General features: G+C 67.0%; 20 protein-coding genes and 1 tRNA gene. 12 read left to right on the forward strand and 9 right to left on the reverse strand.

Annotation, left to right across the window (positions count from 1 at the left end; genetic code table 11):
- Positions 1-21 precede the first annotated feature (21 nt).
- From pckA to ACZ5BT_RS07570, 3 genes are read right to left on the reverse strand one after another with little or no spacing between them, the layout of a single operon-like run.
- A complete protein-coding gene (gene pckA / locus ACZ5BT_RS07560; RefSeq protein WP_464883992.1) occupies positions 22-1,608 on the reverse strand; it encodes a phosphoenolpyruvate carboxykinase (ATP) in 1,587 nt (528 codons plus the stop codon).
- 11 nt (positions 1,609-1,619) lie between these two features.
- A complete protein-coding gene (locus ACZ5BT_RS07565) occupies positions 1,620-1,844 on the reverse strand; it encodes a CDGSH iron-sulfur domain-containing protein (protein WP_464883993.1) in 225 nt (74 codons plus the stop codon).
- Complete coding sequence (locus ACZ5BT_RS07570) at positions 1,834-3,159, reverse strand: glucose-6-phosphate isomerase (protein WP_464883994.1); 1,326 nt, start codon at positions 3,157-3,159, stop codon at positions 1,834-1,836. The genes ACZ5BT_RS07565 and ACZ5BT_RS07570 overlap by 11 nt, the downstream gene beginning before the upstream one ends.
- Positions 3,160-3,201: 42 nt before the next feature.
- Here ACZ5BT_RS07570 and ACZ5BT_RS07575 point away from each other — a divergent pair.
- The 6 genes from ACZ5BT_RS07575 (at position 3,202) to ACZ5BT_RS07600 (ending at position 11,381) form a co-directional block, all read left to right on the forward strand.
- A tRNA-Leu gene (locus tag ACZ5BT_RS07575) sits at positions 3,202-3,291 on the forward strand.
- An 83-nt stretch (positions 3,292-3,374) separates the two neighbouring features.
- Entirely contained in the window at positions 3,375-5,156 is a 1,782-nt protein-coding gene (locus ACZ5BT_RS07580; protein ID WP_464883995.1) for a tyrosine-protein kinase domain-containing protein, read from the forward strand.
- On the forward strand, positions 5,099-7,960 hold the full coding sequence (gene uvrA, locus ACZ5BT_RS07585; protein WP_464883996.1) for an excinuclease ABC subunit UvrA: 2,862 nt from the start codon (positions 5,099-5,101) through the stop codon (positions 7,958-7,960). The genes ACZ5BT_RS07580 and uvrA overlap by 58 nt, the downstream gene beginning before the upstream one ends.
- A gap of 94 nt (positions 7,961-8,054) precedes the next feature.
- Positions 8,055-8,993, forward strand: coding sequence for a Wzz/FepE/Etk N-terminal domain-containing protein (locus ACZ5BT_RS07590; RefSeq protein WP_464883997.1), 939 nt, complete (start codon positions 8,055-8,057; stop codon positions 8,991-8,993).
- A gap of 2 nt (positions 8,994-8,995) precedes the next feature.
- Positions 8,996-10,108 (forward strand): glutamate 5-kinase, encoded by a 1,113-nt coding sequence (gene proB / locus ACZ5BT_RS07595; RefSeq protein WP_464883998.1) that lies wholly within the window; start codon positions 8,996-8,998, stop codon positions 10,106-10,108.
- 31 nt (positions 10,109-10,139) lie between these two features.
- A complete protein-coding gene (locus ACZ5BT_RS07600) occupies positions 10,140-11,381 on the forward strand; it encodes a glutamate-5-semialdehyde dehydrogenase (protein WP_464885798.1) in 1,242 nt (413 codons plus the stop codon).
- A gap of 81 nt (positions 11,382-11,462) precedes the next feature.
- On the opposite strand, the gene ACZ5BT_RS07605 is transcribed toward ACZ5BT_RS07600, so the two are convergent.
- Positions 11,463-11,894: a bifunctional nuclease family protein gene (locus tag ACZ5BT_RS07605; protein WP_464883999.1), complete on the reverse strand. Its 432-nt coding sequence runs from the start codon at positions 11,892-11,894 to the stop codon at positions 11,463-11,465.
- 36 nt (positions 11,895-11,930) lie between these two features.
- Here ACZ5BT_RS07605 and ACZ5BT_RS07610 point away from each other — a divergent pair, with 36 nt between their 5' ends.
- On the forward strand, positions 11,931-12,470 hold the full coding sequence (locus ACZ5BT_RS07610; RefSeq protein WP_464884000.1) for a phosphoribosyltransferase family protein: 540 nt from the start codon (positions 11,931-11,933) through the stop codon (positions 12,468-12,470).
- Positions 12,471-12,490: 20 nt separating this feature from the next.
- Positions 12,491-13,024, forward strand: coding sequence for a type I phosphoribosyltransferase (locus tag ACZ5BT_RS07615; protein ID WP_464884001.1), 534 nt, complete (start codon positions 12,491-12,493; stop codon positions 13,022-13,024).
- Positions 13,025-13,058: 34 nt separating this feature from the next.
- Here the strand turns inward: ACZ5BT_RS07615 and ACZ5BT_RS07620 are convergent, their stop codons facing one another.
- Both ACZ5BT_RS07620 and ACZ5BT_RS07625 read right to left on the reverse strand, forming a co-directional pair.
- On the reverse strand, positions 13,059-13,385 hold the full coding sequence (locus ACZ5BT_RS07620; protein WP_464884002.1) for a histidine triad nucleotide-binding protein: 327 nt from the start codon (positions 13,383-13,385) through the stop codon (positions 13,059-13,061).
- Positions 13,386-13,390: 5 nt separating this feature from the next.
- On the reverse strand, positions 13,391-14,674 hold the full coding sequence (locus ACZ5BT_RS07625; protein ID WP_464884003.1) for a MiaB/RimO family radical SAM methylthiotransferase: 1,284 nt from the start codon (positions 14,672-14,674) through the stop codon (positions 13,391-13,393).
- 88 nt (positions 14,675-14,762) lie between these two features.
- Here ACZ5BT_RS07625 and ACZ5BT_RS07630 point away from each other — a divergent pair, with 88 nt between their 5' ends.
- The 4 genes from ACZ5BT_RS07630 to ACZ5BT_RS07645 are packed head-to-tail and all read left to right on the forward strand — an operon-like array spanning position 14,763 to position 19,474.
- Positions 14,763-15,683, forward strand: a complete 921-nt coding sequence (locus ACZ5BT_RS07630) for a threonine ammonia-lyase (protein ID WP_464884004.1) — start codon at positions 14,763-14,765, stop codon at positions 15,681-15,683.
- A gap of 37 nt (positions 15,684-15,720) precedes the next feature.
- Complete coding sequence (locus ACZ5BT_RS07635; protein ID WP_464884005.1) at positions 15,721-16,383, forward strand: hypothetical protein; 663 nt, start codon at positions 15,721-15,723, stop codon at positions 16,381-16,383.
- A gap of 12 nt (positions 16,384-16,395) precedes the next feature.
- Positions 16,396-18,252 carry a 1-deoxy-D-xylulose-5-phosphate synthase gene (gene dxs, locus ACZ5BT_RS07640; protein WP_464884006.1) on the forward strand — a complete coding sequence of 619 codons (1,857 nt, stop codon included), beginning with the start codon at positions 16,396-16,398 and terminating at the stop codon, positions 18,250-18,252.
- Between the two features lie 4 nt (positions 18,253-18,256).
- On the forward strand, positions 18,257-19,474 hold the full coding sequence (locus ACZ5BT_RS07645; protein ID WP_464884007.1) for an Ig-like domain-containing protein: 1,218 nt from the start codon (positions 18,257-18,259) through the stop codon (positions 19,472-19,474).
- Here the strand turns inward: ACZ5BT_RS07645 and mtnA are convergent.
- The 3 genes from mtnA to rny are packed head-to-tail and all read right to left on the reverse strand — an operon-like array spanning position 19,465 to position 23,182.
- Positions 19,465-20,484 (reverse strand): S-methyl-5-thioribose-1-phosphate isomerase, encoded by a 1,020-nt coding sequence (mtnA, locus tag ACZ5BT_RS07650; RefSeq protein ID WP_464884008.1) that lies wholly within the window; start codon positions 20,482-20,484, stop codon positions 19,465-19,467. The two genes, ACZ5BT_RS07645 and mtnA, sit on opposite strands and share 10 nt — an antisense overlap.
- On the reverse strand, positions 20,481-21,413 hold the full coding sequence (locus ACZ5BT_RS07655) for a ketopantoate reductase family protein (RefSeq protein ID WP_464884009.1): 933 nt from the start codon (positions 21,411-21,413) through the stop codon (positions 20,481-20,483). The genes mtnA and ACZ5BT_RS07655 overlap by 4 nt, the downstream gene beginning before the upstream one ends.
- The gene (rny, locus tag ACZ5BT_RS07660; protein ID WP_464884010.1) at positions 21,413-23,182 is read right to left on the reverse strand and encodes a ribonuclease Y; all 1,770 of its coding nucleotides are present in this window, start codon (positions 23,180-23,182) and stop codon (positions 21,413-21,415) included. Before rny ends, ACZ5BT_RS07655 begins: the two co-directional genes overlap by 1 nt.
- Positions 23,183-23,191 lie beyond the last annotated feature (9 nt).

Below are 23,191 nucleotides of genomic sequence, written 5' to 3' on the forward strand. Positions count from 1 at the left end.
AGGCGTCCCTGGCACCCGAACTCAGCTTAGGGGGCCGGCGGCGCGGACTTCGGGGTCTACCTCACCTTCGTAGCGGCGGAAGTTTTCCCTGAACATGGCGGCGAGCTTTTTCGCGCTCGCATCGTAGGCGTTCGGGTCTTCCCAGGTCGCCCGCGGGTCCAAGACCTCGCTGGGAACGCCCGGGACCTGGGTCGGGACCTCGAGGCCGAACACGGGGTCCTTCCGGTAGGGGACGTTCTCGAGCGCGCCCTCGAGCGCGGCTTTGAGCATGAGTCGGGTGTACTTGAGCTCGATGCGGTGCCCCACCCCGTAGGGGCCTCCGGTCCACCCGGTGTTGATGAGCCACACCTGGGGTTTGTGGGCCTTGATCTTCTCGCCCAGCAGCTTGGCGTAGACCGAGGGGGCGAGGGGGAGGAAGGGCTCGCCGAAGGCTGCGGAGAAGGTGGCCACCGGTTCGGTGATACCGCGTTCGGTCCCGGCGACCTTGGCGGTGTAGCCGGAGAGGAAGTAATACATGGCCTGTTCGGCGGTCAGCTTGGCGATGGGCGGCAGCACCCCGAAGGCGTCGGCGGAGAGGAAGAAGATGTTTTTGGGGTGGTCGCCCCGGCCCGAGGGTTCGCGGTTTTTGATGTGGGCCAGGGGGTAGGCGCTGCGGGTGTTCTCGGTCTTGGACGCGTCGCTCCACTCGACCCGCCGGCTTTCGGGGTTTAAGACCACGTTCTCGAGGATGGTCTCGAACTGGTTGGTGGCTTCCCAGATCAGCGGCTCCTTTTCCTCGGCGAGGTCGATGACCTTGGCGTAGCTCCCGCCTTCGAAGTTGAAGACGCCAAAATCACCCCATCCGTGTTCGTCGTCGCCGATGAGCCGTCGGTCGGGGTCGGCGGAAAGGGTTGTTTTGCCCGTTCCCGAGAGGCCGAAAAAGAGGGCGGTGTCGCCTTTGGCCCCCACATTCGCCGAGCAGTGCATGCTGAGCACGCCGGATTTGGGCATCAGGTAGTTGAGGAAGCTGAACACCGCCTTTTTAATCTCCCCCGCGTAGGCGGTTCCGCCGATCAGGATGAGCCGCTTTTTGAGATCCAGGATGACGAAGACCTGGCTACGGGTTCCGTCGCGTTCGGGGACGGCCTTATACGAGGGGGCGTGAAGGACGGTGATGCCGGGGACGAAAGGCACGATGACGTCGGCCTGGAAAAAGACCCGGGGCAGGATGAAGAGGTTGCGGGCAAAGAGCGCGTGCCAGGGGCTTTCGGTGATCACCCGAACCCCGAGGTTGTGGTTGGGATCGTGCCCGGCGTAGAGATCCTGCACGTAGAGTTCCCGGGCGGAGAGGTGCTCGGCCACCCGGCTGGCCAGCCGCTCAAAGGCCTCGACCTCGAAAGGATGGTTGACCTCACCCCACCAGACCTCGCTTTCCACCGAGGCGTCTCGCACGATGTATTTATCTTTCGGGCTGCGCCCGGTGTAGGGGGTGGTGTCGACCACCAGCGGGCCTTTGTGGGCCAGCTGTCCGAGCCCTTTTTTGAGCGTTTCTTCGACGAGCACCGGAGTGGTAGCGTCCCACACGACGCGCTTTTGGGGTTTTATACCGTAGATGGTCAGGTCTCGCATACTGGTCTCCCTCATCCGTCCTGACGGTCCGGTTTCACCTCGAGCACCCCTTTTTCGGCCTCGAATCCAAAGCGTTTATGACTGCCGTCGCAAAAGGGTTTGCTCTCGGAGCGACCGCACCGACACAGGGCCATTTTGTCACGTTCCAGCGTTCTTTCCTCGCCGTTGATCACGTAACGGGTACCGGCCTTGACGTCGATGACCAGGGGACCGTTTTCCCGGAACCTAAGCCTCATCGATCTCCTCCCTGAGCTTTTCGTATCCCGCATGCCCCATGAGGGCGTAGGTGTATCGCTTGGCGAGTTCGACCCCGGGCTGGTCGAAGGCGTTGATGCCCAGGAGTTCTCCGAAGATCGCGGTTTGCCACATAAAAAACTGCAGGAGTTCGCCGAGCGAGGCTTCATCGACGCGGTCGATCCAGACGGTGAGGCTGGGGCGCCCGGCTTTGGCCAGCGCCAGGGGCGTGGCGGTGGCTTCGGCATCGAGCAGGGCGCCTAGGCGCTTGCCGAAGAGAAAGCTGAGCGACGAAAGGCCGGATGCCCCGGGGATTTCGAGGTCATGATCGTGGTGGCGCAGGCGGACGAAGGAGACCACCTTGTCGAAGGGGCCTTCCTGGAGGAGCTGGAGCAGGCTGTGCTGGTCGGTGGCCCCGAGCGCGGGAAGCGGGGTGGGGCCGACGTGGACCCGGCTCCCGTTTTTGTCGTAGGCCTTGCCGAGCGATTCGGCGTGGAGCTGGACGAACCAGGCGGGAACGAGCGCCATCCGCGTGGAGTAGGGCATGAGGACGTGGATGGGCTTTTGGCGGTAACGGTAGAGGAGAAAAAGGGCCAGGGCGCTCTTGGCGGCCGCCTCGAGGCCTTTGGTGTTCGCCCGGCGCGCGCCCATGAGGAGGTCCTCGAGCTGGAGACCGGCGAAGGCGAGGGGGAGGAGGCCCACGGCCGAGAAGACCGAAAAACGCCCGCCGACGTCGGGAGGAATGTCGAAACTGGCCAGGCCTTCGCTGGCTGCGTAGGCGCGCAGGGGGCCGTTTTGCGGGTCGGTGACCGCGACCAGGTGGTCGGTGGCGCGCCGGCCCAGATGGCGCTCGAGCCAGTCGCGGAAAATGAGGAACGCGGCCATGGTCTCGGCGGTCTTGCCCGATTTGCTGATGGCCACCACCAGCGTGGTCGCCGGGTCGAGGCGATCGAGCAACCGGGCGATGGGTGCGGGCTCGACGTTATCGACGAAATAGAGCCGTGCGGGGGGATTTTGCGGGGTGAGCGCGTGGGCCAGGGCCTTGGCACCCAGCGCCGATCCCCCGATGCCGAGGACGACCAGGTCGCGAACCCAGGACCGCGCTTCCTGGAAACGGCGGATGCGCCTCGCCCCCTCGGTGTCCTCGGGGAGCCGGATCCAGCCCAGCATGGCCGTGGGGTCACCGGCCCGTTCGCGGATGGCCTCGACCGCCCGCCGTAAGGTTTCCCGGTGGGCCTCGAACTCGGCCTTAAGTTCGAGGCCGCTCTCGGGGCCCACGCGGCTGGCGCTGAGCAGTGAAAATTCGACCTCGAGCACGCCTTCACTCTACTCCCAAGCCGGGCTAAGATGGGTGCGGGCGCCGGGATGGCGGAACCGGTAGACGCAACGGACTTAAAATCCGTTGGGGGAGGTTCCCCCGTGCGGGTTCGAGTCCCGCTCCCGGCACCAGTGACCCCCGGACGGGCCAAGGCCTCCGGGGGTTTGGTCATTTGCACCAGGGGTCGGCCGGCCGCGCGCCTATCATGCCGGTTATGGAACCGGCGTATGAAACTGAAATCTCGCTCGAGGAGCTCTGGGCGCGCCTGCGGCCGGCGTTGCCCGTTGCCTTCGGGCTGGCGGTGATCGCCGCCGCGCTGGCTTATTTTGTGGTCTCGCGAGAGCCCCCGACCTACGAGGCGGTGGCCCGCGTGATCGTGGTGCAGCCCTACACCACCCCGGCGATCGCCACCACCTCGGTGAACGTACCCCCGCTCGACCCCGACGCCTACCGGGAGGTCGCCCTGAGCCTGCCCGTGCTGCGCCAGGCGATGGGGGAGAGCCGTGACTTCGACGCGCTCAAAAAGCGGCTCCGGGTACGGGTGGTCAAGGGACAGCGTTCCTCGGTGCTCCGCCTGGCCGTTCGCCACCAGGACCCCAAGACGGCGGCGGCCTGGGCCAACGCCTGGGCGGCAGCGCTCAAGGCTTGGGAAGACGATCGGGCCAAAGGGAACTTCGCCCGTGACGAGGCCTCGCTGGCCTCGAGGCTCGAAGTGGTTGACAACGAGCTGGCCCAGGCCATCCGCGATGGCGATCAGACCCGGATCCAGGCGCTCGAGCGCCTGAAGGCCGATATCCTCCGCGACCTCGATCTGGTGCGGGCGCTTCGCATCAGCGCCACCGGGAATCTGCAGATCCTGGAACGGGCCGAGATCCCAAAGCGTCCGGTCGCGCCGAGGCCAAAGCTGGTCGCCTTGCTGGTGGCCTTCCTGGTCATCTTCCTGGTGATCGCCATCGTGTTTTTGCGTGAAGCGCTCGATCCCCGCCTGCGCTCGAGCGAGGAGGCGGCCAGGATGTATCGCCTGCCGGTGCTCGGCGAGTTTCCCAAGATGCCCCCCGGGGTGAGCCGCGAGCTGCCGAAAGAGGCGGCGAGCTTTTTGAGGGCGAACGTGGACCACGCCCTGGTCGGCGAGGACCCCAAGGTGATCCTGGTGACCAGTGCCGATGCGAGCGAGGGGAAGTCGAGCGTGGCGCTCAGCCTGGCCAAGGCCTACGCCCGGGCCGAGCGACCGGCGCTTCTCATCGACGCCGACCTCCGAAAGGCCGTTCTCGACCGCGAGCTTTCGGTGAAGGAGGCCAAGGGCTTGGTGGATTACTTCGAGGATCCCTTCGCCCCCATCGAGCCGGTGACGGTGGAGGCCAACCTGGACTTCATCCCCGCCGGTCGGGTTCCGGAAAACCCCAGCGAACTCCTCTCCGAGCACTGGAAGGCGTTCCTGGCCCGCCTGCTGGAGGCGCGCCGCTACGCGGTCATCGTCATCGACTCGGCCCCGCTCCTGCCCGTCGCCGACACCCTGGTCCTCGCCCCCCACGCCTCGGGGACGTTGCTGGTGGCCGGGGTGGGCCAGACGATGAAGCGGCGCCTGCAGATGGCGCTCGAGCTCTTAGAGCGTATCGGGGTGAAGGTGCTCGGATTCTCGGTGACCCTGGTGCGCACGGGCTGCTTTTCGCCTTGGGGAAGGACCGCTATGGCTATGGCTACGGGTACGGCTACGGATACGGCCGGGCCTCGAGGGGCAAAGGGGAAAACGCCGGCGTCCAGGGTTCGGCCCACTGATAAACCACCCCGCCGTGGCGAATGCCACGGCGGGGGCCCCCAAAAAACGCATCCCACCGTCAATCTCGCATCGGTTCGTGGGCGCTCGCCGGGCCACTCGCCCAAGGGCCAGGGGCTTTTCGCGCTGGCCCTTTTTTCTCCGTCCGTGGTAGACTCTTTCGGATGGACCGAATCGTCATCAAGGGCGCGCGTGAGCATAACCTCAAAAACGTCAGCCTGACCCTGCCTCGAGGGAAGTTCATCGTCATTACCGGGGTGAGCGGCTCAGGCAAGAGCACCCTCGCCTTTGACACCATTTATGCCGAGGGGCAGCGCCGCTATGTGGAGAGCCTCTCGGCCTACGCACGACAGTTCCTCGGGGTCATGGACAAGCCCGACGTCGAGAGCATCGAAGGGCTTTCCCCCGCGATCTCGATCGATCAGAAAACCACTTCCCACAATCCCCGTTCCACCGTGGGCACGGTCACCGAGATCCACGACTACCTGCGCCTGCTTTTCTCGCGCGCCGGCGTGGCCCACTGCCCGAAGTGCGGCCGCCGCATCGAGCGCTCCTCGGCCACCGAGATCACCGACCAGCTCATGCAACGGCCCGAGGGCACCAAGGCGGTGTTGATGGCGCCGCTGGTCCGGGGGCGCAAGGGGGAGTACCAGACCCTGTTCAAGCAACTGGTCAAGGAAGGCTACGCCCGGGTTCGGGTCGACGGGACGATCTACCGCCTGGAGGAGGCGCTTGAGCTCCGGCTTGAGCGCTACGAGAAACACGACGTCGACCTGGTCGTGGATCGGGTGATCCTCATCCCGAGCGAGCGGGGCCGGGTGGCGGAGTCGGTCGAGCTCGCGCTCTTGCGCGGTGACGGGCTTTTGCGGGTGCTTTTCCCGGAAAGCGGCGAGGAAGTGCTCTTTTCGGAAAAGTTCGCCTGCCCGGAGCACGGGGCGGTGCTGGAGGAGCTCGAGCCCCGCGTCTTTTCCTTCAACTCGCCCTACGGCGCCTGTTCGGCCTGTTCGGGGCTGGGCTTTAAGATGGAGTTCGACCCGGCGCTGGTCGTGAACCCCGAGAAATCGCTCGCCGAGGGCGCGATCGTACCCTGGTCAAAGGGTCGGGAGACGGGGCGCGGTTTTCTCTGGGACAAGCTCAGGGCGCTCGCCGAACACCTTGGCTTTGATCTCTACACACCGTTTCGCGAGCTGAGCGAGGCCCAGCAAAGGGCCGTGCTCTATGGTTTGCCTGAGCCGTTCGAGGTGGTCTTCCGCCGCGGCGGACGGATTACCGGCCGTATGCAGGTGCGTTTTGAAGGGGTGATCCCCTGGCTCCAAAAGCGTTACGAGGAGACCGATTCCGAGGGGGTGCGTGAGGCCCTCGAGGGCTACATGGCCCTGCACGCGTGCCAGGTGTGCAAGGGTACCCGTTATAAGCCCGAGGTTTTGGCGGTGACGGTGGCCGGGAAGAATATCGCCGAGGTCAGCGCCATGAGCGTCCGCGACGCGCTGCGCTTTTTCGAGACCGTTGAAGACGATCTCGATCCCTTTCAAAAACGAATTGCGGCGCCGATTCTGCGCGAGGTTCGCTCCCGGCTCGGGTTCCTGGCCGACGTCGGGCTTGATTACCTCTCGCTCGACCGCGCGGCCAACACCCTCTCTGGCGGCGAGGCCCAGCGAATCCGCCTGGCGACCCAGGTGGGCTCGGGACTCACCGGCGTGCTCTACGTCCTCGACGAGCCCTCGATTGGCCTGCACCCCCGCGACAACCAGCGCCTCATCGCCACCTTGAAAAAACTGCGCGACCTCGGCAACACCCTGATCGTGGTCGAGCACGATGAAGAGACGATCCGCGAAGCCGACTGGGTGGTCGATATGGGGCCGGGCGCCGGCGTGCACGGGGGGCAGGTGGTCGCCGAGGGCACGCCGGATGAGGTGGCGGGCGACCCCAAGAGTCTTACCGGGGCCTACCTGCGGGGGGAAAAGCGCATCGAGGTGCCCGAGGCCCGACGCAGGGGCTCTGGGAAGCGTTTGGTCATCCGGGGGGCGAGGGAGCACAACCTCAAGGGCATCGACGTGGCCATCCCCCTGGGGATGTTCGTGGCCGTCACCGGGCCGTCGGGTTCCGGGAAGAGCACCTTGATCCACGAGATCCTCTACGCCAGGCTGGCCCGGGAGTTGATGCGGGCCAAGACCATCCCCGGGGCGCACGACGCCATCGAAGGGATTCACCACCTGGATAAGGTGATCGAGATCGATCAGTCGCCGATCGGCCGCACCCCGCGCTCGAACCCCGCCACCTACACCGGCGTTTTCGACGAGATCCGGTCGCTGTTCGCCAAGACCGCCGAGGCCAGGAAACGCGGGTACAACCCGGGCCGCTTCTCCTTCAACGTCAAGGGAGGGCGGTGCGAGGCCTGTCGTGGTGACGGCACGGTCAAGATCGAGATGCTGTTTTTGCCCGACGTTTACGTCCCTTGCGAGGTTTGCAAGGGCAAGCGCTACAATAAAGAGACCCTCGAGGTCAAACTCCGAGGCAAGAACATCGCCGACGTGCTCGACATGACGGTCGAGGAAGCGCTGGCCTTTTTCAAAAGCGTTCCCGCGATCACCCGCAAACTGCAGCTCATGGTCGATGTGGGCCTCGGCTACATGAAGCTCGGTCAGCCTTCGCCGACGCTTTCCGGTGGCGAGGCCCAGCGCATCAAGCTGGCCACCGAGCTGGGTAAGAAAGCCACCGGCAAGACGCTCTACATCCTCGATGAGCCCACCACCGGGCTCCACTTCGACGACGTCAAAAAGCTGCTCGAGGTCCTGCACCGCCTGGTCGACGCCGGCAATACGGTGGTGGTGATCGAGCACAACCTCGACGTCATCAAGACCGCCGACTGGATCATCGACCTGGGCCCCGAAGGGGGCGAGCGTGGCGGCCGGGTGGTGGCCGAGGGAACCCCGGAGCGGGTCGCGGCCAACGCCAACAGCCCCACCGGCGCCTTTTTGCGCCGGATCCCCGCCATCGCCGAGAAGCTGCAGGTGGCGGCGGACTGAGGGCCAGCCGCTCGCGGTTGTTGGCGCCCGGCCCGGACGTTTGCCCCGAGGGCGCATTAACGCGGGGTTAACGTGCCCTGTTTATACTTGGGCCGTGGATGAGGAAATTACCCTGAGAGATCTGTACTTGGCCCTGCGCCGCCAGGCGGCGTGGATCTGGGGGCTCACGCTGGGCGCGCTGGCTCTGGCGGTGGCCGTGAGTCTCTTGATGCCCCCGACCTACGAGAGCCGGGCCCTGGTGGGGATCAGCCTGCAAAAGAGCACCCTCGGCGAGCTGGGCCTTTCGGTGGACAGCCTGGCCTCGGGTTTCGCCGACGAGGTCAAGGCCGGGTCGGGCGAGGTGGCCGCGCGGTTCGCTCCCGAAGAACGTGGGGGTCTGAGCGCGCGGTACGACGCCAAGAAAAAGCTGCTGACCTTAAGCGCCAAGGGGCGTTCGGCCGAAGAGGCGAAGGACCGGGCCGAACGTCTGCTCGCCGCCTTCCGCGACTACGTCGGCGGCCGGGCGTATGAGCGCCTGGATCACCTCCTCGGCGCCCAGGTAGAAGCGGCTCGGTCCTCGCTCAAGACCGCCGAGGCGCGCCGGTCGATCTTGCTCAAAGCCCTTGGCGTGGTGCAGGGCCCGTCGCCCCTCGATGACTCGGTGCGGGCCCTGCTCGAACAGAGCGGCGTGCCGGCGGCGGTGGCCCGCTCGGGCGATATCGCCGACGCCTACCTCCGCCTCAAGCTGGCGGAGCAGGACGCGACGCTCGCCGGCTTGCAAAGCCGTCTTGAGTTCCTCGAGGGCCTCCGCAAGGACGAGTCCCGGCTCCGGGCCATGGCCGGCGAGTCCGCCCAGGTGATCGCCTTCGCCAGACCCGGGCTCCCCAGGGACCCGGTGTCGCCCAGGCCGCTCCTATACGCCGCGCTCGCCGCCGTACTGGGTCTGATGGCCGGGGTCTTCGTGGCGCTGATCCGCGAAGCGCTGCGCGATCCGGAGCGGGAGGCGGGCGCGCGGGGTCCCCTCGCGGCAAAGGGGCAGAGCCCGGCCTCGTAGCCATGGACGACCTCTTGGCCCGGGCCAGGCGGATTCTGATCAAGGTCGGATCCGCGGTTCTGGCGGGGGATGACGGTCTTCGGCCAGACGTGTTTCGGCGTCTGGCCGAAGGTTTGCTGGCACTGGCAGATCGGGGCGTCGAGGTGGTCGTGGTCTCTTCCGGGGCGATTGCCGCCGGGCGGGCCAAGCTCGGCTTGCCGGCGGCGCGGACGCTGCCCGAGCTCCAGGCCGCGGCGGCCGTGGGCCAGGCCGAGCTCATCCGGGCCTGGGAGACGGCGCTGGCGCCGAAGGCCGTGGCCCAGATTCTCCTCGATGCCTCGGACCTCGCCGATCGCAAACGCTACCTCAACGCCCGGAACACGATCGAGCGGTTGCTCGCGTGGGGGGTGGTGCCGGTCGTCAACGAGAACGACACGGTCATGACCGAGGAGATCCAGTTCGGTGACAACGACCAGCTGGCGGTCTTGCTCGCCGGTGCCCTCGAGGCCGATGCGGTCCTCCTTTTTTCCGACGTCGACGCGCTGTATGACCGTGATCCCCGGACCCATCCCCAGGCCCGGCCGGTTCGCGAGCTGAGTGACGTGACGGCCGAGGTTTTCGCCATGGCTGGGAGAGCTCCGGGCCGGGCCGGCCGGGGCGGGATGCGTTCCAAGCTGCTCGCGGCCAAACGGGCGCTGGACGCGGGGATCCCGCTTTGGCTCCTCCCTGGGCACGACGGCCAGGTCTGGACGAGGGTGTTCCGGGGCGAGGCGGTCGGGACGCGCTTTCTTCCCCGCGGCAAGCGCTACGGGGGCCGCAAGCGCTGGCTCGCCCACCTGCCGGTGGTCGAGGGCGAGATCGTGGTCGACGCCGGGGCGGCGCGGGCGCTGCGGGAGGCGGGGGCGAGCCTTTTGGCGGTGGGCGTCCTGGAGGTTCGGGGCAACTTCCCGGCCGGGGCCCCGGTGCGGGTCGTTGATCCCGAGGGAGCATTGGTGGGGATGGGGCTGGTCGCGCTCGGATCGGAGACCCTGAGCCGGGTGAAGGGGATGCAAAGCGAAGCGGTCCGGGAGATGCTCGGGCCAGGGGCGCCGGTGGAGGTCATTCACCGCGACCGCTTCGCGCTGGCGATGCGTTAGGCCTCGGGGTATAAGGTGGAACATGGAAGCGATGCTGCGCGAACTCGCCCTCTCGGCCAAGGCGGCGGCCCGCCGCTTGGCCTACGCCGGCGGCGAGGCCAAGCGGCGGGCGCTCTTGACCATGGCAGGCCTCCTCACGCAGGAGGCCGGGGCTCTGCTCGAGGCCAACGCCGAGGATTTGCGCCTGGCCCGGCAGGCCGGTTTGGGGGGCGCCAAGTACGACCGGCTCCGGCTCGACTCAAGGACCCTCGAGGACCTCACGGCCGGTCTCAGGCAGCTCGCCGATGCCCCCGAGGTGGTGGGGGAGATCGGCGAGCTTCGCACACTGGCCAACGGACTGCAGGTCGGCCGGATGCGGGTTCCGCTCGGTTTGATCGGTTTCATCTACGAGTCCCGTCCTGGGGCCACGGTTGAGGCTGCGGGGCTGGCCATCAAGTCGGGCAACGCGATCCTGCTCCGAGGAGGACGGGAAGCGTTTCAGACCAACCAGGCGCTGGTCCAGCTTTGGCGAAGGGCCCTGGCCGAGGCCGGCTTGCCGGAGGCGGCGGTGAGCATGGTCCCGACCACCGATCGCGAGGCGGTGCTGGCCATGCTCGGCATGGAAGGCATCATCGACGTGGTGATCCCCCGCGGCGGCGATGCCCTGATCCGACTGGTCAGCGAGAACGCCCGAATGCCGGTGCTCTACCACGCCAAGGGGGTCAACCACCTCTACGTCGACGAGTACGCCGACCTCGAGATGGCCCGCAAGCTCACGATCAATGGGAAGGTGCAAAGGCCTGGGGTGTGTAACGCGCTGGAGACCCTGCTGGTCCATCGCCGGGTGGCGGAAGCGTTCTTACCCCCCCTCGCCGATGCGCTCGCGGCAAAGGGTGTCGAGCTTCGGGGCGACGTTGAGGCGCGGCGCCTGGTTCCGGCGATGAAGGAAGCCAGCGAGGAAGACTGGGGGGCGGAATACCTCGACCTCATCCTCTCGGTCCGGGTCGTGGCCAGCATGGACGAGGCGCTTTCCCACATTGCCCGCTACGGCACCCACCACACCGAGGTCATTGTCACCGAGCACTATCCGAACGCGATGCGGTTTTTGCGGGAGGTGGATGCAAGCTTGGTGCTCGTCAACGCCAGCCCCCGCCTCAACGATGGCTTCCAGCTCGGCCTTGGCGCCGAGATCGGTATCAGCACCACCAAGCTCCATGCCTATGGGCCCATGGGGGTGCGTGAGCTCACCACCACCAAATGGGTGGGCCTTGGCTCGGGGCAGATCCGGGACTGAGTGCCCCGCCGCGGTCTTTTGTCACGGCAGGGGCTTAAGCCGGTTCTGGATCGATCTGGTGAAAGGCTCGAGGGCGCCCGCCTAGGCCTCGGCTACGCCGCCCTGGGGCTCGATGCTGCCTTCTTCGACCGCGTGGGCCTCCATGAGGTTTTCGTCGATGTAGATGGGGGCGTCGACGCGCAGCGCCAGGGCGATGGCATCGGAGGGGCGGGCGTCGATTTCGTATTCGATCCCCCGGTGCTCGATGACGAGCCTGGCGAAGAAGGTGTTGTCCCGGAGTTCGGTGATCTCCACCCTGAGGAGTTTTCCCCCCAGCATGTCGAGCACCGAGAGCAGGAGATCCGGCGTCAGGGGTCGCGGCGGCGCCTCTTTGGCCAGGGCGATGGCGATGTGCTGGCCCTCGAGGGCCCCGATCCATATCGGCAGCAGCTTGCCGTTTTCCGCCCGGAGCAGCACCACCACGCCCCCGGTGTTCGGGTCAACCCCCAGGTTTTCGACTTTTGCCTTAAGCATGGTTCCATTATAGGTTTGGTGGCTTAGACTTAAGGCATGAGGACTTACCCTGTCGAAATTGCGGGGGTACAGCGAGAACTTCCCATCGTCAAGGTCGGCGATCAAGTGGCCGTCGCGCTTCTCAACCTCCTCGGGGATTCCGAGCTCACTGAAGCGGCGGCCCGGGCTCTTTCCGAACGGATCCCCGAGCAGGCCGAGGTGCTGGTTACCCCGGAGGTCAAGGCCGTGCCCCTGGCCCACGCCCTCTCGGTGCGCACCGGCCTGCCCTACGTGGTGGCGCGAAAGACGGTCAAGCCCTACATGATCCGTCCGGTGACCCGGGAGGTGGTTTCGATCACCACCGGAAAGCCGCAACTTTTGGTCCTCGACGGCGCCGACGTCGAGCGCATCCGCGGAAAACATGTGGTCATCGTGGACGATGTGGTCTCGACCGGAAGCACCTTAAAGGGCCTCAAGGAACTCATCGAGAGCGTGGGTGGCAAGGTCGTCGGGGTCCTTGCCGTCTTCACCGAGGGCGCCCCCCGCGACGATGTGATTGCGATCGGCCACCTGCCCCTTTTCCAACCCGAGGGGTAGGCTGGATTAAGATGACCATCATGGAAACCTATCCCATCACCGTAGGCAACGTCACCCGGCACGTTCCCCTGGTGGAGACCCTGCCGGGCATGCGCATTCCCCTGGTCGAGTTCCTCGGCGACGTGGAGCTGGTGCGTGAGGCGGCGCGCTTGCTCGAGCCCCACCTGCCCGAGGAGACCGAGGTGTTGCTCACCACCGAGTGCTCCCCGGTCACCCTGACGCACACCCTGGCCGAGTTGCGGGACCTCCCCTATGTCGTGGCCAGGCGTCGGCGCCGGGCTTACATGGATGACCCCCTGATCCAGGAGGTTCCCTCGCTGACCCTGGGTTCGAGCGATACGCTCTGGCTTGACCGCCGCTGGGCCGAGCGCATCATGAACCGCAAGGTCGCGATCGTCACCGACGTGGTGAGCACCGGGGGAACCATCAAGGCCCTGGACCGCCTGACCTACCGGGCCGGCGGGCACGTGATCGCCCGGCTCTCGGTTTTTCAGCAGGGACAGCGCGAGTTCAACGGGGAAGCGTTCGCTCTGTATAACCTGCCCATCCTTTAGGCCGCAATAAAGGCGAACGCCTGCGCGTTCGCCTTTATTGCCAGCCACCCAGGATGTGCACGTGGACGTGGAAGACCTCTTGCCCTCCTTTTTCCCCCACGTTCACCACCACTCGGTAGCCCGCAAGGCCCAGCGTCTCCCTGGCCACGCGGTTGACCGTGCGGAAGAGAGCGCCGAGCGCGCGCTCACCGGTTTCATCGTCGGGGAAGTCGCTGAGCTTGGGGACGTGGGTCTTGGGGACGACCAAAACGTGCGTCGGGGCCTTGGGGTGGATGTCGTGGAAGGCGATGTAATCCTGGTCCTCGTAGACCTTCTTGGCGGGGAGTTCTCCGGCAACGATCTTGCAGAAGACGCACTCCATGGGGCTTACCTTACCGCAAGCCGCTCCCTTTCCGTGGCCATTTGGCCGATGAGCTCGTAGCCCCGTACCGATTCGACCCGGGCCCGGATCACTTCACCGGGCTCGGCACGGCCCCGGATGCGGGCTTCGTAGTAGTCGGGGGTGTGACCTTTGAGTTCTTCCCCCTCGACTTGCTCGACGAGGACCTCGACCAGGCCCCCCAGCTTGGGGCGGATCCGGGTCTCGGCCAGGCGGTGGGCCAGCTCGATCAGGGCCCGGGTGCGGGCTTTTCGCACCTGGATGGGGACCTGGGGCATGCGGGCGGCGCGGGTGCCGGGCCTTGGGGTGTAGGTGAAGACGTGGGTGCGGGCGGGCTGGATGGCCTTGAGCACCTGCACCGTGGCCTCGAAGTCGGCTTCGGTCTCGGTGGGCAGGCCGGCGATGACGTCGGTGGTCAGGGCGAAGTCGGGAATCCGGTCGTAGGCCAGCTGGACGATGCGCCGGTACTCGCTGAGGCTGTAGCGGCGGTTCATGAGCATGAGCAGCCGCTCGGAACCGGTTTGCAGCGAGAGGTGGAGGTGGGGTCGGGCACGGGGTGCCAGGCGGGTCAGGGTGTTAATGAGGGCCTCGTCGGTGTCCTCGGGTTCGATCGAGGAGAGCCGCACGTGGGCTCCGAGGTGGACGAGGTCTTCGACCAGGCCGGAAAGCCCCTGGGGATGGCCGTTGTAAGAACCGAGCCTGACGCCGGTAAGCACCAGCTCGCGCACGCCTTGGGCCAGGAGCGCCTCGGCTTCTTTGATGGCGTCCGCGGCCGGGCGGGATCGCTCACGACCCCGGAGCTTGGGGATGATGCAGTAGGCGCAGCCGGCGTTGCACCCGTCCTGCACCTTGAGGAACGCCCTCACCGAACTTTGCAGTAAGACGCGCGATCCGCTCCCCCAAAGCTCGTTGACCGGCGTGGTCAGGGGGTCGGCGGTGAGGCCGAGCCGCTCCATCACCAAACGCGGCAGCGCGCCCTTGGCACCGTTTTGCACCACCAGATCGGCGCCGATCCGCCTGGCCAGCGCCTCGTCGCGATCGACGAAGCAACCGGTGACGACGAGGAGGGCGTTCGGGTTTTCCCGCCGTGCCCGGCGGATCTCGGCCCGGGTTTTGGCCTCGGCGGTGGTGGTCACGGCGCAGGTGTTGATGAGTACGAGGTCGGCCGCTTCGGTCACCAGTTCCGGGCCCAGCGGGGCGAGCGCCCCGAGGAGGGTTTCGCTCTCGGCCTGGTTGACCTTGCAGCCCAGCGTTTTCACGGCCACGCGCATCGGGCCCATTCTGGCACGTTTGAAGGGGGGCGAGCGTGGTTTTGCACACGCATGGCAGGGCCGGGCGTTGGGGCGTAGCATAGGGAACGTGATTGAGATCAGCGACATCTTCTCCGCCTGGAAGAGGATTCGGCCTCATTTGCACCTAACCCCGGTGCTGACCTCGGAAAAGCTCGATGCCGTCACGAAAAAGCGTATTTTCCTCAAAGCGGAGTCGTTGCAAAAGACGGGCAGCTTTAAAGCCCGGGGTGCGCTCAACAAGGCGCTTTTGCTCGAATCGCCAAGAGGGCTGGTGGCGGCTTCATCCGGGAATCACGCCCAGGGGGTGGCGTTCGCCGCCGGTATCCTCGGGGTGCCGGCGGCGATCGTGGTTCCCGAGGATACGGTGCCGGTGAAGAAGTCGGCCATCCGGGGCTACGGCGCCGAGCTGATCGATCAGGGGGTCACGGTCGAGAACCGGGAGGCGATCGCTCGCCAGGTTGCCGCCGAGCGGGGGTGGGCCTTCATCCATCCCTTCGACGACGAGGCGGTGATGGCCGGCCAGGGGACGGTGGGGCTTGAGCTTCTGCATCAGATGCCCGATTTGGAGGCGGTGCTGGTGCCGGTTGGTGGCGGGGGCTTGATCGCGGGGATCGCGACCGCCGTGAAGGCGCTCGCCCCCGGGGTGAAGGTGATCGGTGTTGAGCCGGGGGAAGCGGCGGATGCGGTGATGAGTTTTGCCCGGGGGACGCTGGTCCGCCTTGACCGGGCGCCGGAGACGGTCGCCGACGGGGTGCGCACCATGTGCCTGGGGGAAAAGCCTTTCGCGGTGATCAAGGCCCGGGTCGACGCCATGCTCTCGGTGAGCGAAGCGGCCATCTTGGAGGCCCAGCGCCTGATCCTCTCGCGGGCCAAGCTGGTGGCCGAGCCGACCGGCGCTTTACCGCTGGCGGCGGTGCTCGAACACGCCGAGACGCTCCCCGAGCGGCTCGGGCTGGTCATTTCGGGCGGAAACTGGCTGCCGCAGTGAGTTTTCCCGTGGGCCCCCAAGCGGTATGATACCGGCGATGGGCCAAAGGCACCCGGCTTGGATCTTCTTGTTGTTGCTCCTGGCGGCGTGCGCGCCAGTCCCTTCGGGGCCCGGGCCGGCGGAAGGTCGAGTCGAGGGGCCGGTGGGGTTTTATCCCAGCACCACCGGCCTTGTTTGGTCCTACCTGCCCTCGGGCGTGTCGCTGGACGCCCCGGGTTACACCTTGCGCGCGGAGGGCCCGGCGAGCTTCGCCGGCGCCTCGGCGCTCCGTTTTCGTTTCTCCGGCCGCGGTCAGGAACGGATTTATTACCGCCAGATCTCCGACCGCCTCGGGGTCCGGCTGCTCGGCTATGAGGAGACCGTGACCTCGAGCCGCGTCCGCTTCGACCCGCCGTTTTTGGAATACCCGCCGGCCGGGTTGCTCGCTGCGGGGTATCGATGGGGGGGAAAGACGACGGTGGAGAGCGTCTTCGTGCTCCCCCAGGGAACCGTGACCCAGGCCAGGGTGCCGCTCGTATACACGTTTGAGGTGGTCGGGCGGCGGACGGTCGAGGTGCCGGCCGGTCGCTTCGAGGCGTATCTGATTCGTTTCAACGCCGAGAGCGATCAGGGCGCGATCGAGTCCGAGATCTGGTTCGTGCCCCATGTGGGCGAGGTCAGAACGCGGGAAGGCCTGGTCTTGCTCAAAAAGAACTTCTAGGAGGCGTCTGACGTGCTCGAAGGCATCGAAGGTCCCCAGGATTTGAAGCGGCTCACCGAACGCGAGCTTTCCGAGCTGGTCGAGGAACTCCGCAGCGAGATTATCCGGGTCACCGCCCAAACCGGAGGTCACCTGGCTTCCTCGCTGGGTGCGGTGGAGCTGATCGTGGCCCTTCACCGGGTGTTCGATTCACCGAGGGACAAGATCCTCTTCGACGTCGGGCATCAGGCCTACGCCCACAAGTTGCTCACCGGCCGCCGGGACCGGTTCCACACCCTGCGTCAGGAAGGGGGGATTTCGGGGTTTACCAAGGTGAGCGAGTCGCCCCACGACGCGATCACCGTGGGCCACGCCTCGACCTCGCTGGCCAACGCCCTCGGCATGGCCTTGGCCCGGGACGCAAAGGGAGAGGATTACAAGATCGTGGCCGTGATCGGGGATGGCGCGCTCACCGGCGGCATGGCCCTGGCGGCGCTCAACAAGATCGGCGAGCTCGGCAAGGACATCCTGATCATCCTCAACGACAACGAGATGTCGATCAGCCCCAACGTGGGGGCATTGAACCGCTATTTCCGAAGCCTGCAGGTCCAGCGCTGGGTGCAGGGCGCCGAAGCCACGGGCAGGAAGGTGCTCGAGCGTATCTCGCCCAAGCTCTACGGGCTTGCCGACCGGGCCAAGGAAGCGGCCAAGCTGCTGGTGCACCAGGAGAATCCTTTTTACGCCTGGCGGCTGCGCTACGTGGGGCCGGTCGATGGCCACGACCTTCGCGGGCTCATCTATTTGCTGGAGCACCTCAAGGCCCTCGAGGGCCCGACGATCCTCCACATCGTGACCAAGAAGGGTTACGGCTACAAGGTGGCCGAGGAAGACCCGGTGAAGTGGCACGGCGTCGGCCCCTTCGACCCCCAAGCCCCCCAGGGCTCGAAGAAGAAGGGCTATTCCTGGTCGCTGGCCTTTGGCGATGCCCTGGTCGAGCTCGCCCAGACCGACGAGCGCATCTACGCTATCACCCCGGCCATGCGCGAGGGCTCCGGCCTCACCGAGTTCGCCGAGCGCTTCCCCGAGCGCTACATCGACGTGGGGATCGCCGAGGACGTGGCGGTCACCACCGGGGCTGGTCTCGCGCTTTCGGGGATGCGGCCGGTGGTGGCGATCTACTCGACCTTCTTGCAGCGTGCCGTGGACCAGGTGATCCACGACGTGGCGATCGAGAACCTCAACGTGGTCTTTGCGATTGACCGGGCCGGGCTCGTTGGCGCCGACGGTCCCACCCACCACGGCGTCTTCGATATCTCGATCCTCCGCGCGATCCCGAACCTCAAAATTCTCGCCCCCAAGGACGCCGCCGAGCTTCGCGCCATGCTCAAGGCGGCGCTCGAGGTCGGAGGGCCGGTTGCGATCCGCTATCCGAGGGGCCAGACCGAACCGGTCGAGGCCGGGCTCTGGCCCGAGATCGAGTGGGGGCGCTGGGAGATCGTGAAGGAAGGGGACGAGGTGGCGATCCTGGCCTTTGGTAAGACGCTTGGCTATGCCCTCGAGGCGGCGGGGGACGACCCCCGGGTGGCGGTGGTCAACGCTCGCTTCATCAAGCCGCTCGACGAGGCGATGCTCCGCGCCCTGGCCGCCCGGGGGATGCGGATTCTGACCGTAGAGGACCACCAGCTCTGCGGCGGGTTCGGTTCGGCGGTGCTCGAGGCCCTCGAGGCCATGGGCCGCCCGCTGCCGGTGAAACGGCTCGGCTTGCCCGATCGCTTCACCGGGCAGGGGAAGATCGAGCGCCTCCACCAAAAGGCGGGGATCGACGCAGCGGGAATCCGCAGCGCCCTGGCCGAGCTGGGGGTCAAGCCCGCGCTCACCTTCGGGGAGTGAGGGGATGCGACGGTTTTTGGCCTGGGTTTTCGTGCTGGCCCTTTTGCCTGCCCTCGCGGGGCGGGTGGCCATTCCCCAGTTCGGGGTCTTGGAAAACCGGGGCCTGGTGCCGCTTTCAAAGGCCGAGAGCCAGGATTTGGCTCGGCTCGCTCGCCTCTTGCCGGCGGCCCTCACCACCCGACTGGTTCAATCGGGGCGCGAGGTCGAGTTGCTCGACGTCTTCGTGGACGAAGCCGGGGTGGCGGATCTCCTGAAAGCGGGGTATGACGAAGCGCTTTTGGGCTCGGTGACCCGGCTCGAGGGCAGCGTGGTGGTTTCCCTGCGTCGCTACCGCCTCCGGGATGGCAAGGCCGTGCTCGCGGGCGCGGCCGCGGTGCCGGTCCGCGGCGTCTCCGAGGCCCTGACCGCGGCCGATCAGCTGCTGGAGCGCGTGTACGCCCCGGGCGAGGGGATCTTCCCCGCCCAGATCACCCACGTGCTCGTCGTCCCCAGCACCTTCCGCATTCCCCTGGGCGGGGTACGGACGCTCAAGGTCTTGGCGCTGGATGCCCAGGGACGGGTGATCCCCGGGGTTCGCTTCGTCTACCAGGTCGAAAACCCCTCGGTCGCCCGGGTGAGCGAGGACGGCACCGTGGTTGGGGTCGGGCCCGGCGACACCAAGATCCAGGTCCAGGCCGTAGGCTTCCCCGGCGCGGGCCAGGTGCGCGGCGAGGCCACGCTCACGGTCGCGCCCCCGGCCTTCGGTCTTCGCTTTTCCGGGATCGTCGCCGGTGACCGGGGCCCATTCCCGTCGTGGCTGCGCATCGGCATCCGCCTCTCGTCGGCCAGCGGCTTCACCGGTTTTGGAACCGTGCTCACCGCCAAGGACGTGACCCAGGCCCCCGACAACCCGCTCGGGTATCTGGCCTCGTTCTTCGCCGGGGTGGTGACCGGGGGTCAGCTCACCGCCTCGCTCGACTTCGATCTCGGCAATACCCTGCTCTTTCACCTCGAGGCCTACCAGCGCAACAACCGCAGCTACTTCGGGGCCGGCCTGGGCTTTGCCACCCCCACCGCGCCCAGCGGGGTGCAGGGCGTGAGCCTGCGGCTGGTCCTCGGCAGCTACCTGCTCGGGACCACCTTTCCCGTCGAGGCCTCAGGGGAAGCGATCTTCCCCACCGCCGGCGGGGGCTCGCCGACGCTGCGGCTGGCGGTGGGCTTTGGACTCGACCTCTACCCCTGATCGCCGAGCACGCGGGGGAGGTTTTCCTCGAAAGGCGGGTAAATGACGCCGCGTTCGGTAATGATGGCGGTGATGAGTTCGGCGGGGGTGACGTCGAAGGCGGGGTTATAGACCGGGCTGCCTTCGGGAACGAGCCGCTGGTCGCCGCAGTGGGTGATCTCCCTGGCGTCACGCTCCTCGATGGGGATGGCCTCGCCGCTCGGCGTGGCCAGATCGACGGTGCTGGTGGGCGCGGCGACGTAGAAGGGGATGCCGTGATGCTTGGCGGCGATGGCGAGCGCGTAGGTGCCGATCTTGTTGGCGGTGTCACCGTTCTTTGCAATCCGGTCGGCGCCGACCACCACCAAATCGATGCCGAACTTCTTCATCACGTGAGCAGCGGCCCCGTCGACGATCACGGTGTGGGGAATGCCGAGCTCCCTGAGCTCCCAGGCGGAAAGGCGGGCCCCTTGCAAGCGCGGCCGGGTTTCGTCCAGAAAGGCGTGCACCTTTTTCCCGGCCTCGTGGGCGATGCGGATGATGCCGAGCGCGGTGCCGTAGTCGACGGTGGCCAGGGCGCCGGTGTTGCAGTGATGGAGAATCCTGGCCCCTTCGGGAATGAGGGGGAGCGCGTTTTGGCCGATGGCCTGATTCGCGGCCACGTCCTCTTCGGCGATGCGCCTCGCCTCCTCGAGGAGACGCGCGGCGAGCGCCTCGGGCGTTTCGGCAAAGCCTTCCCAGATCTTTTTCATGCGGTCGAGGGCCCAAAAGAGGTTGACCGCGGTGGGTCGGGCCTTGCGAAGCCGCTCGTCGGCGGCGGCGAGATCTTCCCCCCGGCGTGCGGCCAGGGCGATGCCGAAGGCGGCGGCGGCCCCGATGGCCGGCGCGCCGCGCACCACCATCTCGCGGATGGCCCAGGCCACGTCTTCCGAGCTTGCAAGCTCCAGGTAGATCGTTTCATCTGGGAGCCGGCGCTGGTCGAGGAGAACGAGCCGGTCGTTTTTCCAGGCGATGGTCCGGAATGCGCTCATGGTTTTGCCTCCTTGGAGAGCCGGTGCTGCCACACCTGGAGGGTGGCGTAGAGCGTTTTGAGCGTGGGGGCCGCGATTTGGTGGCGCTCGGCCAGACGGACGACGTCGCCCACCAGGGCCTCGAGTTCGAGGGGCCGCCCCGCCTCGAGATCCTGGTGCATGCTGGTGGTCACCTCATCCCAGTCCCGGGCTTGGGTCAGGGCCTCGACGACGTCTTCTTCTGAAAGGCGGGCGCCCTCGGCCCTGGCGACCTGCAGGGTTTCCCGCATCGCCGCTTCGGTGAGGGCATGGCCCGCGGGGTCTTTGAGCAGCAGACCGATGGGGAGCCGAACCAGGGCGGTGATGGGGTTCAGGGAAGCGTTCCAGAGCAGCTTGCGCCAGAGCTCGGTCTTGATGTCGGGGCTGAGTTCGGTGGGGATGCCGTGGCGGCTGAGCGTTTTCTGCACCCGATCGGCAAGGGGGGCCTGTGCCGGCTCGAGCGGCCCCATGACGATCCGTCCGGCGGCGGTGTGCTCGATCACGCCGGGGGACTTGACCCGGGCGCCGACGTAGCAAAGCCCCCCCAGGACCTGGGATTTCGGGAAGTATTCGGCGAGCACCCCTTCGGCGGTGACCCCGTTTTGCAGCGAGAGCACCGCCCCGCCCTGGGCCAGGCTCTCGCGCCACAATGAAGCCACCGCCCGGGTGGCCGGGTTTTTCACCGCGATCAGGATGAAATCAAAGCGCTCGCCGCTCGGGGCCTCGAGCACTCTGGCGGCGACGCGGAAGACGCCGTGGACCTTGCTCTCGACCAAAAGCCCGTGTTGGCGCATGGCGCTCGCGTGCTCGCCCCGGGCCACGAAGGTCACGTCGGCCCCGTTTTGGGCCAGCCGCGCCCCGAAATAGCCGCCGACGCCCCCGCTGCCCACGATCAGAATACGCACCGCCATCACCTCGCGTGGTCGACGGCCCGGGTTTCCCGGACCACGGTGACCTGCACTTCACCGGGATAATCCATGTCGCGTTCGATGCGCCGGGCGATCTCGCGGGCCAGCAGGGTGGCCTTGGCGTCGGTGACCTTCTCCGGCTGGACGATCACCCGAACCTCCCGGCCCGCCTGCACGGCGAAGGCCTGCTGCACGCCGGGGAAGCTGGTGGCGATCTTCTCCAGCCCCTCGAGGCGCTTGATGTAGTCCTCGAGCGACTCCCGCCGCGCCCCCGGGCGGGCGGCGCTCACCGCATCGGCGGCGGCCACCAGGACGGCGTAAGGGGTCTCGGCGTTTTCCGGGTCGTGGTGGTGGGCGATGGCGTCGAGGACCTCCCTGCCCTCGCCGAAGCGCTTGGCCAGGGCGATTCCGATCTCGACGTGCGAGCCCTCGATCTCCCGGTCCACGCTCTTGCCCACGTCGTGCAAAAGGCCGGCCCGGCGGGCGAGCGTCGGGTCGAAACCGAGCTCGGCGGCCAGGATGCCGGCCACGTGCGCGACCTGGATCGAGTGGGCGAGCACGTTCTGCCCGTAGGAGGTGCGGAAGTGCATGCGACCGAGGAGTTGGATGAGGCCCGGCTTGAGCCCCATGACCCCGGCCTCGAGGGCCGCCTCTTCCCCGCGCTCGTAGAGGAAGTGCTTCATCTCCTCCTTGGCCTTTTCCACCACCTCCTCGATGCGGGTGGGGTTGATCCGCCCGTCGGCGACGAGCTCTTCGAGCGCCATGCGGGCGATCTCGCGCCGCAGGGGGTTGAAGGAGGAGAGGATGACCGCTTCCGGGGTGTCGTCGATGATCAGGTCGACCCCGGTCAGGGCCTCAAAAGCCCGGATGTTCCGGCCCTCGCGCCCGATGATGCGGCCCTTCATCGCGTCCGAGGGGATGGGAACCACGCTGACCGCGAGCTGGCTCGCGGTTTCCGAGGCCTGGCGCTGGATGGCCTGGGCCAGGATCTCGGCGGCGCGCTTTTTGGCCTCGAGGCGGACCTTTTCCACCGCGGCCTTGACCTTGAGCGCCCGTTCTTCCTCGAGTTCAGCCTCGAGCTGGACGAACAGGCGCCGCTCGGCCTCCTCGCGGGTGAGACCGGCCACCCCCTCGAGCTTGAGCTCGATCTCCCGCTCCCGCTCTGCCAGGGCGTCCTCCCGGGCTTTGAGGGACTGTTCCCGTTCGGCGAGCTTTTCCTCGAGTTCATCGAGGCGCAGCGCCCGGGCATCCAGCTGCTCGCCGCGTCGCGACAGGCGCTCGTCGAGCTTTTTGAGCTCTTCCCGCTCCCGGCGAATCTCCTCCCAGGCCGACTCCAGCCGCTCGCGGTCCCGGCGGAGCTCTTCGCGTTCGCGTTCGAGGTCTTTCCGCTCTCGTTCGAGCTCGGCCAGGATCCGTTCGCGTTCGCGCTCGATCGCGTCGCGAAGCCGCTCCCGCTCCCGTTCGAGCTCGGCCTCGAGCCGCGAGCGCTCTTCGCGCAGCCGGGCTTCGATCTCGGCTAGACGCTCTTTGACCTCGCCTTCGGCACGCTCGCGGAGCTCCTTGGCCTCGGTCCGCGCGGCCTCGAGGATCTCCTTGGCTTCACGACGGGCAGCCTCGACGAGGGCGCGCGCTTCATTCTCGGCCTCTCGCTTGATGGCCTCGAGCTCCTCCGGGCTCGGCCCCGCCGGCGCGGCCGGGCGGCGCGCCAGGTAGACCAGGGTTCCGGTGAGGAGCAAAATCGAAAAGACGAGCAGGATTTCGATGACCGACATACGCGCTCC

The sequence above is a fragment of the Vulcanithermus mediatlanticus genome, assembly GCF_055385885.1.